This window comes from Streptomyces lavendofoliae (assembly GCF_014649735.1).
GTDB classification, from domain to species: Bacteria; Actinomycetota; Actinomycetes; order Streptomycetales; family Streptomycetaceae; genus Streptomyces; species Streptomyces lavendofoliae.
The window spans coordinates 21,008-40,147 of the sequence record NZ_BMTP01000015.1; the positions used below are offsets into that span (position 1 = coordinate 21,008).

The 19,140-nt window shown below is 68.8% G+C and carries 6 protein-coding genes; all 6 read right to left on the minus strand.

Translation table 11 applies throughout. The annotated features are described in order from the left end of the window. Positions 1–109: 109 nt before the first annotated feature. Positions 110–2,269, minus strand: coding sequence for a DEAD/DEAH box helicase (locus IE109_RS25580; RefSeq protein ID WP_189553694.1), 2,160 nt, complete (start codon positions 2,267–2,269; stop codon positions 110–112). A 54-nt stretch (positions 2,270–2,323) separates the two neighbouring features. After that, positions 2,324–3,676 carry a BREX system ATP-binding protein BrxD gene (gene brxD / locus IE109_RS25585; RefSeq protein ID WP_189553695.1) on the minus strand — a complete coding sequence of 451 codons (1,353 nt, stop codon included), beginning with the start codon at positions 3,674–3,676 and terminating at the stop codon, positions 2,324–2,326. Positions 3,677–3,797: 121 nt separating this feature from the next. Beyond that, on the minus strand, positions 3,798–6,716 hold the full coding sequence (gene pglZ / locus IE109_RS25590) for a BREX-2 system phosphatase PglZ (RefSeq protein ID WP_189553696.1): 2,919 nt from the start codon (positions 6,714–6,716) through the stop codon (positions 3,798–3,800). After that, positions 6,716–10,609, minus strand: a complete 3,894-nt coding sequence (pglY, locus tag IE109_RS25595) for a BREX-2 system ATPase PglY (protein ID WP_189553697.1) — start codon at positions 10,607–10,609, stop codon at positions 6,716–6,718. The genes pglZ and pglY overlap by 1 nt, the downstream gene beginning before the upstream one ends. 23 nt (positions 10,610–10,632) lie before the next feature. Continuing rightward, positions 10,633–14,358 (minus strand): BREX-2 system adenine-specific DNA-methyltransferase PglX, encoded by a 3,726-nt coding sequence (gene pglX, locus IE109_RS25600; RefSeq protein ID WP_189553698.1) that lies wholly within the window; start codon positions 14,356–14,358, stop codon positions 10,633–10,635. Positions 14,359–14,421: 63 nt separating this feature from the next. After that, positions 14,422–19,089: a BREX system serine/threonine kinase PglW gene (gene pglW / locus IE109_RS25605; RefSeq protein ID WP_189553699.1), complete on the minus strand. Its 4,668-nt coding sequence runs from the start codon at positions 19,087–19,089 to the stop codon at positions 14,422–14,424. Positions 19,090–19,140: the final 51 nt, after the last annotated feature.

Sequence of the window (19,140 nt, forward strand, 5' to 3'; positions counted from 1 at the left end):
CAAGTAGATGGGTCCTGTGCGTGCCGTTCCTCAAGCAGGAGCGCGAACCGGGAGGCTCGCCAAGTTGCTCGAGCGGAACCACTGCTAGCGGGCGGCGGGCCTGGGCTGTTCAGCCGCCCCATTCCAGGCGCACGGGTTCTTGGGCAGCGGTGAGGGCCCCCTCTAGGTCGGCGAGTCGTTCGGCGAGGGTGGTGGTAGCCAGTCGAAGGGGGAGGGCGGCCGAGAACTTAAGGCCGCGAACGGCGCGCGGGTCGACGGTGGGCAGGGTGAGGGAGTCGGGGAGTTCGGCACGGGCGGTTTTCCAGTCCTCGGGCGCGAGGTCCTGGCGGAGTCGGACGTGGGTGTCGGTGGGGCGCTGGACGGGGTCGGCGAGCTTGCCGAGAGAGGCTGCGAGGGTTGCGTTGGCGCGGTAGCCGGCCCAGGTCCACCAGCGGGTGGCATCTGCGTTGCGGACCAGGAGGGTGCCTACCGGGTGTACTTCGTGCGGTGCACGGTCCATGCGGAGTTCGGCGAGGGTGGCGATGGCTCGGCGAGTGAGTCGGACGTCGGGGTCTGTGCCGAGGAGGACGTCGCGCATAGCGCGGGTGAGGGCGTAGGACAGGCCGCGGGCTTCGCTGCCCTGCCATTTGGCGATGCCGCCATCTTCCACGGGTTCGACGAATGTGCGGCGGCGGGCCCAGTCGATGAAGGTGACCTGCCAACTGCGTCCGGCCAGGAGCAGGCGGCGCGGGCCTGGGCGTTCTTCGGTAAGGACGGTGGGGTCGGCGGTGCCGATCTCGGTGCGGCCGGCGAGCACGGTGAACTCGGGAGGTGCGGTGAAGGAGGCGGTCAGCTCCATGAAGTGCCGTCGGCCGAAGTGCTTCTCGGCTTCGGTGCCGATAAACAGCATGCCGCCGTCGCTGTCGAGGAAGCCGCCTTCGACGAGGTGGGACAGGAGAGGGGCAGCGGAGCGGTCAAAAGGAGCAAGGCCGTTCCATTGTTCGGGCCACAAGCGATCGCCAAGGCGGTGTTCCTGCAAGGTGACGGCGAGGAGTTGCTGTGCAACGAGGTGGCGGGGCGCGGGGGGCGGTGTGACGGGTTCGACCCAACCGCGGGTCCACAGAGTGAGTAGGCCGGCGGCTTGGAGGAGGGCGTCGGGCCGGGTGGCGAGGAACAGGCAGTTGCGGGAGGTTCCGGTGCGGCGGCCTGTGCGGCCGATGCGCTGCAGGAAAGAGGCCACGGTGCTGGGCGAGTCGATCTGGATCACGCGGTCGAGGTCGCCGACGTCGATGCCGAGTTCGAGGGTTGAGGTGGAGACGATGACGCAGTCGCGTGCTTCGGCGAATGCCTGCTCGGAGCGGGTGCGTTCGTCGGTGGAGAGGGAGGCGTGAGAGAGAAACACAGTGACGTCGCGGGCTCGTAGTGCCGCGCCGAGCTCCTCGACCTGCTTGCGGGAGTCACAGAAGACGAGCCGCTTTTCGCCCTGGTGCAGGGCAGAGATCACCTTGGCAGCGTTGGCGAGAGATCCGACGTAGTCAAGTTCCACCTCTCCTGCGGGGCGCGGGAGATCTTGGGTTTCGGCTGCAGCAGCGCTGGCCGCTGGCAGGGCGACGCCAGGGGCGACGACTCGGCCGGGGCGGTCGGCGGGGCTTGCGCCCTGTAGCCAGGTGAGCAGGGTGTCGGGATTGCCAACGGTGGCGGAGAGGCCGATGCGCTGGATCCGGTGGCCGGCCAGTCGCTCCAGGCGTTCGAGTACGGCGAGCAGGTGCCAGCCGCGGTCGTCCCCGGCGAAGGCGTGCACCTCGTCGACGACGACGGCACGCACCCGGCCCAGCATGTGCGAGTGGTCGGTCTTGACGCTGATGAGCATCGCTTCGAGGGACTCGGGAGTGGTGAGCAGGAAGTCGGGGGACTCGGTGCGGATGCGCCGGCGTACGGACTCGGGGGTGTCGCCGTGCCAGAGGGCAGCTCGGCGTCCCAACCACTGGGCGTAGGTGTCGACCCGGTGCACCAGGTTGTTGAGGAGCGCCTTGAGCGGGGCCAGGTAGAGGACGGAGGTGCCGGTCCAGTGTTTCTCCCGCATTGCGGACAGCATGGGGAAGGTGGCGGCCTCCGTCTTTCCGCCTGCGGTCGGCGCGAGCAGGATCGCGTCCTCGCCATCCATCAGAGGGTGCACGGCGGCCTTTTGCAGGGGGCGTAGATCGGGCCACCCGAGCGTGTTGACGATGTGGTGCAGGACGACCGGGTCGAGGCGTTCCACTGGGTCGGTGCCGCGCGTCTGCTCCTGCACGTCTGTAACTCCTGCACTGATCCGTCAGAGTTCGGGTCTTCGGAGAATGGGACTTCAGATCTCGAGGTCGAGATCGTCCGCGGAGGCGGCTGGCGAGGGCGCGGCGAAGTTCTGTTCGGTGGCGGTGAGATCGCCGCTGGCCAGTGTCAGCTTGTAGTGCGTGCGCGGGTCGAAGTCAGCGAACTGGTCGATCCGGTCGAGCACGTCCCCGACCAGCTTCTTCAGGTACAGCCGTGGTGCCACTCCGACCTTTCCGCCGAGAGCCCCACCCACTGCCCGCGCCAGGTCCGTCAGGTACGCGTCGTCGGCGAGCTGCTTGATCCGGTCAGGAGACTGGGAGCCTTCCGCGTACAGGTCACGGATGGTGGCACCGAGGCTGGTCAGTGATTCCTCGGTGAATCCGGGCAGCCGGATCTGGACAGCCCGAGGGTTGTCGAAGCGAGGATCGGTCGTGAAGTCGGTGGCAAGGCGCTGGGCGAGCGGCGCGAGTCGCTGTATGCCCTGCTGTCCGTCATAGAAGGCGGGCGTGCCGGTGATGACGAGGTACAGGCCCGGGAAGCGGCCGGAGTGGACCTCGTCGATGAGCTGCCGGAGCGCGTTCAGTGCCTTGTCGCGGGCGTCGGAGCGGACCCGTTGCAGGGTCTCCACTTCGTCCAGGACGAGGACGAGTCCGGCGTGCCCAGCATCCCGGAGCACGGTGAGCAGGCCCTGCAGGAAACCGAAGGCGCCGAAGTGATCAAGATCGCCGCGGACGCCTGCGCTGCGCCTGGCGGCTGCGGCGACGTGTGGTTGGCCACCGAGCCAGGCCATGACCGCGGCGGCGGTGGCCTCGTCTCCGGCGTCCAGGGACTGCTTGTATCCACGCAGGGCGGTGGCGAACGCGGGTGCGTGCCGGGAGACCTCGGCGAGGCGGGCGGTGAGCAGCCTCTCCACGGCCTGCGGCAGCTCGTTCTCGCTCGCACCGTCGGCGAGCGCATCCTCTTCCAGTGCATAGAACCAGGCGTCGGCGACCGGCCGCAGAGCGCTGGGCGGGAAGCTCGCGGTGGTCAGGCGTTCGGTGAGTCGCCGGTAGACGGTCTCCAGCTTGTGCAGCGGGGTCTCGGTCTCCGACACCTGCACTTCAGCTACGGCGAAGGTGCGTCGTTTGGCGCGTTCGCCGAGCCAGCGGGTAAAGAAGGTCTTGCCGGATCCGTACTCACCGCGCACGGCCTTGAACACCGAGCCGCCAGCAGCAACGGTGTCCAGTTCCTCGTCGACTGCCTGCTCGAAGCGGCCGAGGCCGGTGGCGAGCAGGTCGAGGCCGCTCTCAGGGACGGCGCCGCGCCGCAGCGCGTCCACCACGGCGCGCCGCCGCACGGCGCCGACCGGGGTGGCGGCCCCGGATGCTGAAGATCCAAACGCGTTCACCCGAACAGTCTCCCATCCGGCCGCCCACCTGACCGGACGTCGATGCGGACGCCGGACCGCCGACACGCGGACCAGGCGGGCAGGGAAACCGGCCCGCACGTCGCAGTCGCAGTACGCCGATTCACAGCCCGAACTGCTCGATCAGCTGGGCGCGGTGCAGGCGAAGGGTGCGGTTGTCAGGGAGGATCTCCAGGATCTGGGCCCCGTCGTAATTGAGGAGCTGAGCGAGGGTCGCTGCGAAGCCGGGTGCACGGGTGGCGGGCTGGCCCGCTCGCTCGGCAAGAGCGGTCATCGGCAGGGTGCCGGCCTCGACAAGCGCGACCAGTGCCTTCGGGAGGACGGTCTTGTCGCGTGGCTTACGGGCGAGCAGGTCCAGCTGTGCCTGGTACAGCTCGGTCGCCATGAGCCGCTCGACCAGGGCAACAGCAGGGTCTTCGGACTGGTTGGAGGTGGGTGCGGTCTCGTGCTCGGCCGCCGACTCCCCAGGTTCCTGCGGTACGGGGGGTACCACCTCGTCCTCGCCGAACAGGCTGATGGCGCCCTCGGGCGCGGGCGGGGCGGCCTTCTTGGTCTGCTTCCGGCGCGGGCTCGCCACGGCTGCGTCGGGCACGGCACCTGCGTCCGCTTCGTTCTTGGCGCCGGCCTCGACGACGCCACGACCCTCGCCGTCCTCAGTCCACCAGGAGGGGGTCGGGTCGCCCAGCTCCCGCCATCCGATCGGCGGCTCGGCGCCGAAGGGAAGCAGGGCGAGGAGCGGGATGGTGAACTCTGCGAGAGTTGCCCCGCCGTGGTAGCCCGCCTTGAGCGCGGTGTATCGGGTGTCGTGGTCCCGCAACGCGACGATCCGCGATCCGGGCTCCGGCCAGACCACCCGAGGTCCTGACAGCTCGATCTCGGCCGGGGCGAGGGGTCCACCAGGAGTGCGGTGGCGGGCCGAGCCGATCGTGGCGCCGGCCGCGTCGAGCTTGGTGCCGCGCCGCTCGACTACATGGCCGTGGTCGGAGGTGAGCAGCACGGTCATGCCATGCGCGCGGGCAGCCCGCAGCAACGGTTCCAGACCGCCGATCTCCTTGGCCCGCCACGCGCCGTCGCCGAGTTTCTGCTCCTTGCCGAGGCGGTCGTCGACCGTGTTGAGTACGACCGCGACATGGGTGCGCTCGTCGGCGAGGGCCTCGGTGAGGGCGGTGGAGAACGGCGAGCCGGTGTCGGGGCCGCGCAGGTCGTCCTTGTGGAAGACGACCGCCGGTGCCCCGTTCCAGCAGGAGTGCTGGGGGAAGAGCCTCTTCTCGTCGTTCTGGTCGCCCTTCATCAGGGTGCCCGCGAACAACGAGGTCCGGGATACGGCCGTAAGGGTGGGCAGCGCGGCAGCCACGGCGCGCCGGACGGGCGCTCCGGCCACAGTGGGCAGCGGGTCGAACTCCGCCCACTGTCCCCGGAGTTCTTCGCCAAGCTCCGCAGCTATCGCCGCGCTCATCCCATCCACGAGCAGGAGCAGGACCCGTCGGCCGGGGCTGGCCACGACGGGTGCGACAACGCGGTCCAGCAAGCTCTCCACGGTGAGCATGGCGCCGGGGGCGGTGCCACCCGCGGTCCACACCGCGAGCCGCTCGGAGAATGCACGGTCCAGCTCGCGGCGCTTGTCCCGCGCCTGCGCGCCGATCCGGCTGTACGCGTCGGCGAGTACGTCGTCCGGGTCGCCGCCCGCTTCGAGGTGTTCCAAGGCCCGGTCTACCCAGCCGAGCTCGCAGATCTGGCGGGCGGTGCCGTCAGCGACCGAGGCGATATCGGCCTCAGGCGAGCCGGCGAGCCACTGCCGCAAGCGCGCCGCCATCCTCACCCGCTCGATTCGCGCGCGGGTGGCGCCGTCGGCGGCCAGAGCATGGTCAGCCAGCGCGATGACGGCAGCGGTGATCGTGTCGGTGCCGCCGTCGGCAAGGGCACGACCAGCCGCGGTGAAGCGGGCATCGAGTCCGGCCGAGAGCAGCGGGCTGGCAGTCGCGGCAGCCTGTGCCCCGAACTGTGCCACGAGCTGTGCGGCCCGAGTCAGAACTGGGTCGGCGAGCCGGTGCTCGCCTCGGTCGACAAGCCCGCGGACGAACGCCTCGCCACTGGATCCGAAGGAGGCCAGGAGTCTGTCGAGGTCGTCGCCCTGGGCAGGAGGCTGTTCACCGAGCCACCGCTCGGCGCGCCCTCGTGCCCGGTACAAGTCGTGGTCGGCCTCCGCATGCCCCCACAAGGCGGCGCATACGACCGCGTAGGCGGCTGCGTCTGCCCCGTGTTCGGCGTTCACCAAAGCGGTGATGATCTTTCCGGTCGAGCCGCCTTGTTCGGGTTCGGCGAGGAAGCGGGCCAAGCCGGCCCGTTCCGGTCCGCGCAGGTCGCGCAGGAGGTCGGGGCCGCCAGGGGTGAGGGTCCATCGGAACAGTGCGACGGGGTCGATGCGGTCTCCGTCGTCGTGTGCGGCCGGCCCGCCCAGCGCATCCGCGTCGTGACGACCGATCCTGAGACGGCGCCTGGCCAGCCGGGTGAGCGCCTCGTCTCGGGAGAGCACTCCCTTACCCAACGATGGCCAGCCGCGGGTGGCCGCCGCGTCCAGGAGCGCTTCGGCCGCCCAGGTCTCGCTGCGCAGTCGCCCGTCGAGACCGCGTGCGTCGAACGCCTCTTGCACGACTTCCCAGTTGTCGACGGACCGGATCCCGCCACCGTAGACGCGGGCGAGCAGCCCGGGGTCGAGGTCGGTGTCCTCGCAGTCGGTGAGGACGACCAGGACCTTGGGGTCGGGGGCAGTTGCCGCGTCGAGATGGCCCAGGATCTGCTCGTGCACGGCCAATACCGAGGGCCCGACGGCCACGCGCGCCCGCAGTCCGCCCGCTGTCTGTTGCACTGCGGGCCCGTCCCAGGCCGGATCGGCCCGCAGCAGCAGGACGCGGACCGTGCCGTCGCCAAGCCGGCTGCGGGCGGCGAGATACTGGCGGACGGTCCCCGCCGGCAGCCGGGCGAGACCGGCGGACTCGGGCGCTGTGGTGACGGTGTCGGACATCAGTCGACGACCTTCCAGACGACCTCGACGGTGGCGTTGGGGTTCTCGGCCGCGAGCGCCGCGATCTCCGCCTGCAGCTCGGCGGCAGCCCGCGAGGCGGTGGTCCGCCCGCCGCCGGAGCGGACAACGGGCCGAGACGGCGTGCGGGGCCCCGGCTGCGCCACCGGCTCCGGCAGCACCTGTGGGTGGGCGGAGCCGCCGATCAGGTCCACGTCGTCCGAGCTCGGCGACGAGGTGGCGGGAGTCGGGGGCTGCTCGGCCGTGGTCTGTCGGGACCTCAGCAGGGACAGCACCTCCCGTCCACTGGCCTGCAACACGCCCGGCAGGTCGGGGTAGTCTCCCGGATCGCCGGCGGCGGCATCTCGCACCCGCTCCAGGACGGCCGCGCCGTCCACCCCGAGGGTGTCGGCCAGGCCCAGCTGGTCCCAGCTGGTGTTCTGCAGCGCGGCAGCGACCTTCCCCGCGCCCTTGAGGGACATGGCGTAGCGGTGTGCGGTGAAGTCGCCGAGGTCGAAGCGTGCGATCCGGTCGACGACGGTCTTGGCGTCTATGCCGGCCTCTGTCACCGACTTCACCAGCTCCTGCGCCCGCCGGGCGAGGACGAGGCGGGGCGAGTCGTCGTCGAGGCGCAGGAAGGAACGGTGCTTCTCCAGTTCCCCGACGAGCCGTCCTGCGTCCTGGGCGAGCGCGGCGGCGGCCTGCTTGATCTGTCCGGCGAACTGGTTGACGATCCGCCCGCGACGTAGTTGCGGCGCCCGGTCCCCGAGCACGGTCTCGTACCGCTTGCGCGCCTCGGTCCAGTCTTCCTCACTGGGCAGCGCCTGCTCGCGCAGGGCGTAGTCCCGCTTCAGCTCATGCGGTGCAGGCGCGGGTTCGACGGGGACACCGCCGCGTACCCACACCCGGTCGGTCATCTCCGCGTAGGCGGCGGCGAGCAGCCGGCGAAGCGGCTCGGGCAGTCCGCGCGGCTCGGGAAGGTCGCTCCAGTCGGAGAGCTTGACCAGAGTCGGCTCGGCGGTTCCGTCCCGGCGGGCCTGGCTGGTGAAGTGGTCGGGCCAGGTGGTGGACTGCCGGTAGTACGCCTCCCGCATGGTGCCGAGGCCGAGGCCGCCCGCGATCCGCGCCATGGTCTTGCGGTCTTTGCCATCGACCTCGACCTGTCCGTCGCGGTCCTCGGCGGCCTTGCGCACGTACTCGAAGACGGTCCTGATCTCGGCAGGCTTCACAGGCTTGCCGGCGCCATCAGGGTCCAGGTCGGGGTGGGCGGGGTACTGGTGGGCAAGCAGCTTGCCGGCCAGGTCGCGGGCGGCGGCGTCCAGCGGTGCACCGAGCGGAAGCCGAAGCTCGGGCACATCCTGCTGGGCGACCAGGTGGGTGTCGAAGCCGAGGTCGACGACCCCTTCCTGCTTTTGTGCGAGCCCGTACGCCTGCCGCAGCGCCTGGGTGACGCGCTCGGTGAGGATGTTGCGCTGCGACTGCAGCATGCTCTTGGCGCGCGCCTTGTCGTCAGCGTTGAGGCTGCGCGCGAATTCGGAGTCGAAGCGGGCCTCGTCGGCGAGGGCCTTGTCGATGACGACGAGACGCTCGAAGTCACTGCGGGAGGCGTCGGTCAGGTGTGTGGGCAGCCAGGCCAGGGTGCGCGAGTCGCCGCCCGGCTTCTCCCGCAGGGCACGCAGCCGCTGCAGGTCGTCCATCGGTCCGAACTCGCCCTCGTCGTACGGGAAATCGACGACGAGCCGCCAGGCGTCGTCCTGGCTGGGCCGCAAGGTCGCCTCGGACAGCGAGTCGACGTCGGCGACGTGGCCGAAGACCACCTCGATCTGTCGTTCGGTGCCCTTCCACACAAGGTCCAGCACGTCGTATGCGTCGAAGCCTCCGGGCCCGTCGCCAACCCCGAGCGCGTCCTTGAGCAGGCTGCGCATCTTGGCGCGCCGGTTGCCCAGGTTGTTGTGGACCTGTGCGTTGGCGAGGACGGCGTCCAGGTCGACGCCGGTGAGCTCTAGACGGACCACCGCGCCCGGCCCGGTACCGGCGACCTTGATCTCGGGGAAGGTCGCCGCCCACTCCTTCACCTTCTGCTCGAGCCGGCCGACCTCGGTGCCCGCGATGCGCGTGGTGATGGAACCGTGGTTGAGGGCGTGCAGCCGCGCCAACGTGAGGTCGGCAAGCGCCGGCACGCTGGGCGCGAGCGCCGACAGCAAGAGGGTCTGCAGGAGCCGGCTGTCGCCGGTGAAGTCGCGGCAACGGGCCGCGAGCTGCGGGTCGCCCAGGCTCTCGGGAGAGCGTCGGTACGCCTCGACCTGGTCCTCGGTGACCTGGTTGGTCTTCAGCAGGTACGGGCGCAGCTTGTCCCGGTACAGCTTGTCGGCAGCCTCGAAGTGGACGTTGGTCTCCCCGCTGAACGCCTTGTCGCCGCCGCCCGCGATCGCCGGATACAGATCGCCGAGCGGCACGAGCTGTCCGAGCCGCCAGTCATCACGGTGGTCGACGAGCAGCTGACTCATCAGCTTCAGGCCGGTGCGGGAGCGCTGCAGCGCGGCAGAGATGTGCACCAGGGTGTCCATGAACGCCGGCGGGAACGGGTACGTCCGCCTAAAAGCATCCTCGTCCGCGCCGGTGGTGGACTTGTCGTGACCCAGCAGGGTGTCCCACACATCCGGGCCGAGCTTCTTGGCCTCGGCGAACGCCGCGTCCACCTTCGCCTCGGCCCCCGGCACGGGCTTGAGCAGACGAGCCTGCGCGATCTGAGGAAGGTTACGGTCCTCCAGGACGATCTCGTCGTAACGCCCGCCGTTGAGCTTCAAGGTGTCCTGCACTGCCGCCTCGGCGGCACCCGACATCTCCTCACCGACCAGCTCACGCAGATCACGCTGACGGGCGATGAACGACACCACGGGAATGGCACGCCGCTCGTCACCGCCCTCCACGAAGTTCGTCACCTTGCTGGATTCCCTGCCCAGCACCTTCTGGTCGTGGATGAGAGTGGCCAGCCACAGGATCAGCTCATCCATGAACAGGATGAGCCCGTCGTAGCCCAGCGCCTTGGCGTGCGCCGCGATGACGCTGAGCCCCCTGTCGAGGGAGATGAAGCCGCTGGCGTCCTCGGAAGCATTGCGCGCGAAGGCGGGGAACAGCGTTCTTGTGAGGTCCTGGACCAGGCGGGCACGCAGTTCCCTCGGCGTGGAGGGATTGTCCAGATCGAGGCTCTTGGTGTTCTCGTGTTCCTCCACCGCGTCCATGGCCTCGTCGAGAAGGCTGCTGGTCCAGGTGAAAGAATCACCCCATTCGTCCTCCTGGCCACCGGCATCGGCGAGCTGCGCGATCACCCAGTCGTCGCCGTTACGGCGGCGCTGCTCGGCGAAGTCCTCGAAGATCCCGTCGGTCCGGTAGACCTGCGGCAGCGGGCAATCCTCGTGCAGCTTGCGTACGTGCTCCACGTACTTGCCGAGCACCCGCTGCTCCAAAGATTTGGCGCCGAGCATGTGGTACGGCACCAGCAGGAACTTACGGTCATCCGCGTCGAGCCAAGAGTGCCGGGCCCGCACCGGATCGAGCTCGCTACGGTTCCGAGCGGCCTGGTTGCGCGAGAGCAGCGCGTAAAGCACCGCCATGAAGTGCGACTTACCGGAACCGAACGAACCGTGCAGATATGCCGCCTTCGACGAGTGGCTGTCGAGCGCCGACTTGATCAGGTCCAGGGCCTCGTCGAAGTTACCCAGCAGCCGGTCGGTGACGACGTAGTCCTTCAGGGCCGCCTCAGCCCCCTCGGCGGTGACCGCCTCGTTCAGCTTCAGCACGAAGTCGGAGGTGGACACCGACTCCGGGATGTCGATCAGCTCCCGCAGAAGCGGCCGGTCCTCGGGGCGAGAGTTGTTCCTACTCATGAACGCCATGGTGTTTAAGCTCCTCGCCCTGATCAGTCGGACTCTGCGCCGGCGACGGCATCGGTGACGTTGTCCGTGACGGACATCTGGACGGCGGCCTTCGCTCCCGTTCGCCTCTTGGGCGCGGCTGCCTTCTTCGCGCCTCCGCGGGTGGCCGCGGCCGGGCGCCAGGCCCGCAGAGCGTCGTCGGTCAGCCCGAGCTCGCCCTGCTTCTGTTGCCGGAATGCCAAAATCTCGGCGGCCGGCGATGCACCGAACTCCGGGTCGTACTCGCCATGCCACTGCTCCAGCCACGGCTGCAGCTCAAGCAGCCCGGCCAGGTATGGCACGAGGTCGTCCTCGCCGAGCCCAGCCTGCTGGATGTGGGAGGCGAGCGCGAGGGCCTGCTCCAAGTGGTCCCAGCCAGCCCACCCGTACAGGTCTGGCGACTGTGCGTTGGCCGTGCCGTACGACACGAACCGCTCCTTGGGTACATCGAGCTTGCCGCGCGCACGCCAGTAACTCGGCTTCAGGAAGTCTGCCGCGGTGTACTTCGGCGGCACGGGCGTCCGCTCACGTACCTTCCGCTTGGCAAGCTCGTCCGGCGCGGCGTCCTCCTCGCGCTGGAGGTCCCACACGTGCTCCCAGTCCGCCCGCTTCTTCAGCGCGGCGGGCTTGTAGCGGAGCGCGGCAACGAACGGCACATGCTCCTCTGACAGCAGCTCACGGACCGTCTTAGCGAGATCCTGCTGGGGGGCGTAGAGATCGGCAACAGACGTGAAGTCCTCGTCCGCGGAGAGCGCTTCAGCGAGGCGGCCGAGAGTGATGACGGTCGGGTTGCCGTTCGCGTCAAACCAATACGCACGATCCTCGATCCGGTCGAGCAGCCAGGTCCTCAACGCCTTCTGCCGCATCGCGGCCCAACCCTCGGTCGCCCAACGCCTCTTGTACTCGGGGCGCTCGACCATGCCGATGGCTCGGTTGGACTCGATGGCGTCGATGCGCTTCTGGACGAGGGCGCGATAGTCGGCGGGCCAGTGGTCGGGGATCTCTCGGATCTGCTCCGATCCGTGCCGGTTGAACCACTCCTCGCTGGCCTCGCCGGCTTCGACACGGCGCGCGAGCACGATCTCGAAGGCTCGCTCGCCGAGGGCAAGTTCGGGCACCGCATCGGGGTCAGAGAGACGCAGGTCTTCGGAGTGCAGGTTGTAGAGAGAGTAGACCTGCCAGTCCAGCTCCTCCTGGAGGGCGATCATGCGGGCACGGAGGGAGGCGTGACGACTTTCGGCTTCGCGGAGGGCGGAGGCAGTGGGGGTTGTCTTGGCTGCGAGGGCGGCAGGGGTGGCGGCGGAGAGCTGCTGGGCGAGGGTGTCGAGGGCGGTGGCGAGTGCCGTGGGGTACTCGGCGGGAAGAGGAAATTCCTGGAGCTTGGTACCGGTGAACTCGTAAAAGCGCTCCCAGACCTGCGACTTGTAGCCCTCGTTTACGCCCTGGCTACCCTTGTCGTGACTAACCATTTTGAGCCAGAAACCAGCCGTGGAGCTATTGAGCAACCCGAGCAGCCGCACATACTCCTCCTCGCTCGCCCCCTTGTTGAGCGCGACGACGGGAGCGGTGCGGATGAATACGCGCCGCGCGCGGTTCAGCGCGAAGTGATTGTGCGTAGCAACGAAGGGGAAAGCGATCGTGAACTTCGGCCTATACCTGTTCTTGAAGAACATGGAGTACTCGAACCAGGCAAGCCCACGCTCCAGTTGTGACTTACCGAAGGCGACACGGTCGATGAGGTAACGGCGGGACGGCCACAGGAAGCGTCTCAGTTCCGGCGATGCCGTCGCCTTGAGAGTCTTCTCGTCATATGGCCACGCTGAGGTCGTCGCCCCGCTGATGGTGAAATCGCGGACGGAGCCGCCGTCCACAAGCTGGCGCGCTTCGTCGTCCGTGATGCCTGAACGTCGCAAGGCTCCAGCACCAACCATGAATGCGTCGTCCTCGCGCGTTACCGCACCAGCGCCAATTTCCTGAGCAGCTGATCGGAGCTGGGCACGCGATCCGGAATTCAGCGTCTCTACCATCTCAAGTCCGCCATCAGCCAGGATCCACGGCTGCTTGCCGAAATACCGACCCCGCTCCAGATCGTCCACTGAAACCCACTGGCCCGCACTCCCCGGTCGGTCGATCAGTTCGACGATCGCCCGCCACACCAGCCCCTCCGCTTCCTTCCCCTCCTCCGGCGCCGAAGGCTCCCCCTGCACGCTCCGCACCGTGCGGATCGTCGCCTGCCGCTTGGCTCCCTCCCTAGGTCGCCCGATGAGAATCACCGTCGGCGTCCCATGCCCAGGGATGACCGCCCCTGAGGTGTCGATAACCTCCGTCAGCTCGACCTTGTGCGCGAAGTACTCCTCGATGAGCTTGGTGCCGAATTCACGCTTCATGAAGGAGTTCGCTGTGATCTGACCGACCATGCCGTAGCCGTGCCCGTCCGCCCCACCCTGCTTGGCTAGTTCGAAGAACCGCTGTGCGAAGGGAACGGACAGTGCGTACGTCCCCGCGCACGCGCTGTACAGCTCTCGGTACAGCTGGTTGAGCTGCTTGTCCTTGACCGTGATGTACGGAGGGTTACCCACTACTACGTGGTAACGCCCCTCGTCCAGGATCCCGGGATACTCGTCCACGTCCTCCGTGGCGTATGAGAACTCAGCGAGGGGGTCACCGGCCGCGCCGCCCTCGTCCTCAAAGCCAAGCCCCAGTTGAAGCTCCAGCTGGCGATCCTTGATGAGGGAGTCGCCCACAGCGAGCTGGATCGGCCACTCGTAGTGCTGGGCCTCCTCGAAAGTCCGCATGCCGCTTGCGGCCATCGCCGCAACCAGGAGCCGGAAGCGGGCGATCGCAATCGCGAAAGGGTTGAGGTCCACTCCGTGCACCGAGTCGAGGGCGGCTCGCACCCGCTCGTACGAGCCCACCTCTGGACGCTGCTCCGCCCACATCCGTACCAGCCGTCGGAACGCTTCGAGCACGAAGTGTCCGGACCCGCAGGTCGGGTCGATCATCTTCAGTTCCTCGAACCCGAACTCCCGTACCGCCGGGGTCATCGTCCGGTCGAGGATGAACTCCTCCACGAACTCCGGCGTCTGCAGCAGCGCGTACGTCTTGCGGGCTGCCTCGCTAAGGTCCTGGTACAGATCGCCGAGGAACCGGGTGTTCCAGCCCTCGGTGCCGGGCTCTCTCAGCGGGTCGCTGAAGTCATGCACAAGCACCGGGCCGTCGGCTTCATTCTCGCTGGCGCGCTGCTCCCGCCAGAACGCGAGCAGCGCGCCCGCCCCGTCGTGCGAAAGCGGGATCTGGTAGAGCGGGTTGTGGTCGCGGTCGAAGAGCAGTCGGCCGGCCTGCCCAGCGCCCAGCTCTGCGAACGCCGCCTCCAGCCAGCCTCGGTACGTCGGGTCGGTGTCCTTCTCCAGGTACTCCTCGTACCGCGCCTGCGCCGTCTCGCGCCCAGCCACATCCGGGGCGGTGATGTAGGGCTCGGCGATCAGCCGGTTGTCCTCGCTGAAGCGGACGAAGACGGTGCCGAGGACCCAGGCAACCGCAACCTGGGTGATCCGCTCCCCGAGCCAGGCGTTCCATGTCGCCGCCGTACGGCCCAGCTTCCGGGCCTGCTCATACTCACCGCGCAGCCGCGTCCCTACCTCGGGGACAGCTTTGACCTGCTGCTCAAGGTCGGTCTCTGCCGCCTTGACCTGCTTCTGCAGGTCGGCGAGAAGGCTCTTGCGGTCGATCACGGAACGGCTCCTGTGGAGAAATCGGAGAGGGCGGAAGAAGGCCGGTTCAGGTGGTGAAGAGGGTCAGGCGTCCGGTGCGAGGTGTTTGCGCGCGACCCAGGCATCGGGCACGACGATCCACTCGTCGAACCCTGCCTGGTACGGCACGCTCTGCCCGGCCAGCCGCGGTGCTTTCGCCGGGTCGGACTGGGCGACGAGCAGCCACAGCGGGCTGCCACCTTGCCGCGCTTCCTCCGCGAGCCTTACGAGCAGATCCAGCGCGTCGTACCGGGCGAGCACCGCAGTGTCGGTAAGGAGCAGCGGTCCCCGCCCCTGCCTCAGTCGCTCTCGCAGCTGCGGCTCGATGCGCCCCCACGCCTTGTCTGTACGGATGCGCAGCTGCTGGTGAGCCCGGCTTCCGGGTTCGGCAGCGTCGGCCTTGAGGACGGTCTCCCAGGTCGGTCTGGCCGCCTCGCCGATCACACTGCGCAGTTCGTTCACGAAGAGCCCGGTCAATGACACCGGCCGCACGCCGTACGGCTCGTCCGCCAGATGTCGCACCGCGTTCTCAGCACCCCGGTGGGGCACCGTCAGGACCCGGAAGCCGTCCTGTCGCGCCGAGTGCCTGAGCCGCTGTTCGGCCTTGACCGCGGCTGCGACGGCCGCGTCCGCGTCGTACCGGGTGGGGGCGGATCGACGGGCCGCCGAGGCTCCCCAGCTCGCCGAGGTCAGGCCGGCTGTGGCGTCCCCGGTCGGACGGTCCGGGACGAGTCGGAGCACCTTGTCGTAGCGCGTCGCCAGCTTCAGCTCGAAGCCCGCCTGCTTCAGGTAGCGGACCAGTGCGCTGCCGGTGGGCAACTCGCGTGGCACCAGCGGGTCTGTGCCCAGGTCAGGGAAGCGGGTCGTGACTCGCTTGTGCAGGGCGTCAACCGTGAGGCCAGGCAGTCGCTCCTCCTCGACGCCCGGCTGCACGGCGACCACACCGGCCTGGGTGATCCTCAGCGCCCGCACCAGGTCCAGGTCGCGCGGGTAGATCTCCAGTCGGGGGGTGAGAGCGGCTCGGGTGGATGCTGCCACCGCGATCTCGGCGGTGCGCCGCTCGTCCCAGCCCAGGTTTCCCGGCGGCCGTCGCACCGCGTCCAGCTCGGTAAGAACGGTGCTGGCCGTCGGCAGAGATTCCAGGTCCGCGAGTCGGTCGGCCCGCACGCCCAGGTTGAGCGCGTATTCCTGCAGAGCGGGCAGCGTCGGCGTGTCCGGGCCGTCCACGCCCTCCCGGACATCGAGGGCGAGCAGGCCCACCACCGGATCGGCGCCCTTGGGCATACGGGCATGGAAGTAGCGGAAGAGCGGCGGGGCCTCGTTGTTGTAGCTCTCTCGCTCGACCACCGCACGCAGCAGCGACAGGGCGAGCGCGCGCCGGTCGCGCCGCTCCACGTGCTGGGTGCCGCGCCGGGCGATCAGCGCGTCGGCGAGCTCGATCACCGGGGCCACCCGTCCGCGCTCAGCAAGGAGCTCCACCACCTCCTCGCGCAGCAGCCCAAGGGCGATGTCCTCGTACCAGCGCTCGCGCGCCTTCTTCACGATCTGCGGGATACGGCCCGCGGTCAGGCCCACCGCGTCAGCGACGTCCCGCTGCCGTACCCATGCCAGGCCCTCGGGCAGCTTGCCGGCCTCGTTGGGCAGCCGCAGCAGCAGCCGGACCGCTTCGCGCTCCTTGGCGTTGGAGCGGGCACTGCCGCTGGATGGCTTCGGGACCAGGCGAGCGGCCAGCGCGTCCAGGCTCAGCGCGCCTAGCAACTGCGGGTCAGTGACACTTCCGCCGCCGGCGGCGACCGATTCGGCGACCGCCTGTTCCAGCTCGGTGATTTCTTGACCGGCTGCCTTGCGGGCCTCCGCGCTGAGTGGCGCGGGGGCCGATTTGCCGAGTCGGAGGTTCCACTCCTTCTGCCGACGCTGGATCTCCTCCCGAGTACGCGAACCCATGCCCGGCGCAGTCAGGAACTTCCTCGCCGAGTACTCCAGTACGTCCCCAACGGTGTTCAGTCCCATGGCGAACAGCTGGGACTGCGCGGAGAGCGTCAGACCTGCCACGGACAGAGGTGTCGTACGGTCAGCCCTGGCCGCCTGCTGGTCACGCACTTGCTCGACGGCGGCATCGTCGTCCTCGCGTCCGATCTGTGCCCGGGCTTCCTGCGTGGTCCCTGCGCTTTCCGCCATACCGTGCCCGGAGCTCGGAGCTGTTGTCCGCTGCGCATCCAGGAAGAGCGCCTGCCAGGCACGCTCCATCGGCTTCAGGTCCGAGAACCGGTCCTTCACGTCCCGCGCCAGAGCCTTGCGGAAGAAGGCGACCAGGCCGTCGCGAACCGCCGGCTCGAAGGCGTCGGCGGCGAGCTGCGGGTACGGCCACTCCTTCGGATCGGTCTGCCGGGCTGTGACGGCACCGTCGCCCCATCGGGGCAGTTCGTTCGACGCCATCTCGTGCAATGTCGCCGCGAGCGCATACCGCTCGGCATGGCCGTCGTACGAGCCGCGCGTGATGATGCCCAAGAACGGGTCGAGGTAGCCCTCGGTGCCCGCATCGATCTCCTTCGCCGGGTAGCCGGCGAGCGAGAAGTCGATCAGCACCAGCTGTCGAGTGCCGTTGGGACGGATCCGGATTGCGATGTTGTCCGGCTTCAGGTCCCGATGCCAGATTCCTTCCGCCTCCAAGTGCTCCACCGCGCCGAACAGGTACTTCCCGTACGCCTCCAGCTGGTCCATGCCCAGGCGGCCGTTGTCCCGCAGCTGTCGGGCGACGGTGTCCTCACGCCGCCTCGGTCCCTTCCCGTCACCACGGTCCTGGTCCTTCAGCTCTCGGCTGTCGCCGACGTATTCGAGAGCGAGCACCCTACGTCCCGCGAGAGTCATCGGCTCCCGCTCGTACAGCGCGATGATGCTGGAATCCCGGTGGATGCGGCCCAAGATCTGGGCCTCCCGGTCGAGGACCGCGTGCTTGGCTTCGCTCAGCGCGACCTTCAGCACAGCTACCGGCAGGGTGCCGCTACGCCGCGGCTCACCCGCGAGATCCCTCACCAGGAACGCCCGAGAGGTCGAGCCCGTGCCGAGCCGGCGAACAACCTCCCAGCGCCCGGCCAGTACATCCCCGGCCACGGCCTCCAGCGGGTCCTTCTCCGGCTCGCCCCGATCCTCGTCCGCTTCCGATCCCGACCCGCCGTCCCCGCCCGTGCCTGCGGCTGTGGCCGAGCCGACGGAGTCCTTTTCGGTGAATGCCTGCTCGACGTACTCCAGCATCTCCAGGAAGTCGTCGACCGTGGACAGGCGCCGACCCGGTTCGTACGCGGTGGATGCCTCCACCAGGTCGTCGATGTCCGGGTTGAGTCCGTCGACCAAGGCACTCGGGCGCAGACTCTCACCGGCTTCCAGGCGGGCCATGACCTCGCTCTGGCTTGCGCCTGGTGCCTGCCCGGTGACCAGCAGATACGTGAGGACGCCGAGCCCGTACACATCGAGGCGCACCGGATCGGCCTTGGGAATCCTCAGCTCCGGCGCCAGATACGGATCAGCCTGCTCCGAGACGTGGAACCCGGACACATTTGTAGGAGCCAAGGTCAGTGGCCGGCCACGGCTGGCGCTCTGGCCTGTAGCGATCTGCCAGTCCGCGATCTGCGGCCAAGGGCTCAACCAGCGCTGCTCCTCGCTGAGCTCCCGCCCGCGCGGGCCGCGATCACGCGGAATGATGTGCACCGCGTGCGCCGACAGCGTGCGGTGATGGAAACGGCGTGAGTGCGCGGAGCGCACCGTCTCCGCGAGCTGCCGTACGAGCGCAAGGCGACCCCGCAGGTCCAGCTGCTTCCCGTGCTGCACCAGAAAGTCGTCCAGCCGCAGAGTCTCCGGGTGGTAGTCGAACAGGATCGTCGGCCCAGCCGGATGCCCTGACGGCAGGTAACTCTTCAGCTGTACCGCACCCGGGTGCCGGAACCGGCTGAGCACCAGCGCCTCGCGGGCAGCGGCCTGCTCCACCGAACGCCGCTCGGCGTCCGAAGCACCGCGCTCGCTGAGGAAGACGCGCACTCGCGCCAGATCATGCAGCTGGGAGTGACGGCCCAAGTAGTCGGCCCAGGTGGGCCCGGAGTCGAACGCCTTCGCATCCAGAAGATAGGAGCCCACCTCATGCTGGCGGCGGATCGGCGCGATGCCGAGCTTCTTCAGGGCCCCGTCGACGCGGCGAGACGTCTCAGCCGTTATCCGGCGCCGGGCGTCACCCGGCGGCTCGGCCAGCATTTCCACGAGCTGCTTGACCGTGAAGACGCCATTCAGATCGGCGGCCGGCAGGTTCACACGGAGCTTGTCATCGGTGAAGCAGACCGCCTCGCCCACCCAGATCTTCGGCCGGTCCCCGGGCCGACCGGAGACGTCGTTGATCAGGCCGGCCAGTTCCTTGGCCTTCCGATTCGCCAGGTGCAGGGGGTTGCCGTGTCGCCGCTGGGTCCCGCCGGGCGTGGTCTGCACCCAGTCGTTGCCGCCGCCGTGTACCGAACCGTGCCAGTCCTTCAGCTCGAGGAGGAAGACCCCGGCCGGTGCGGTCACCAGAAGATCGACCTCGCGGACATGCCCGCTGTTCGCGGTGAACGTGAAGTTCGACCAAGCACGCCACGGCTCCTCGTCAGGCAGGCGCCTGCGGATCGCCTCCAGGCCGCGGCGCTCGTGCTCGTGCTCGGACTCGGTGACCGTCGTCCACCGACCTTCCAGCATGCGACTCCCCGCCTGTATTTGCTGCGCACGTTTGTGCCTGCCGTGACCCTG

Coding starts and splice junctions, on each gene's coding strand:
- pglZ (WP_189553696.1), bottom strand. CDS start 6,716: ATGTCCGACACCGTCACCACAGCGCCCGAGTCCGCCGGTCTCGCCCGG.
- pglY (WP_189553697.1), bottom strand. CDS start 10,609: ATGGCGTTCATGAGTAGGAACAACTCTCGCCCCGAGGACCGGCCGCTT.
- pglW (WP_189553699.1), bottom strand. CDS start 19,089: ATGCTGGAAGGTCGGTGGACGACGGTCACCGAGTCCGAGCACGAGCAC.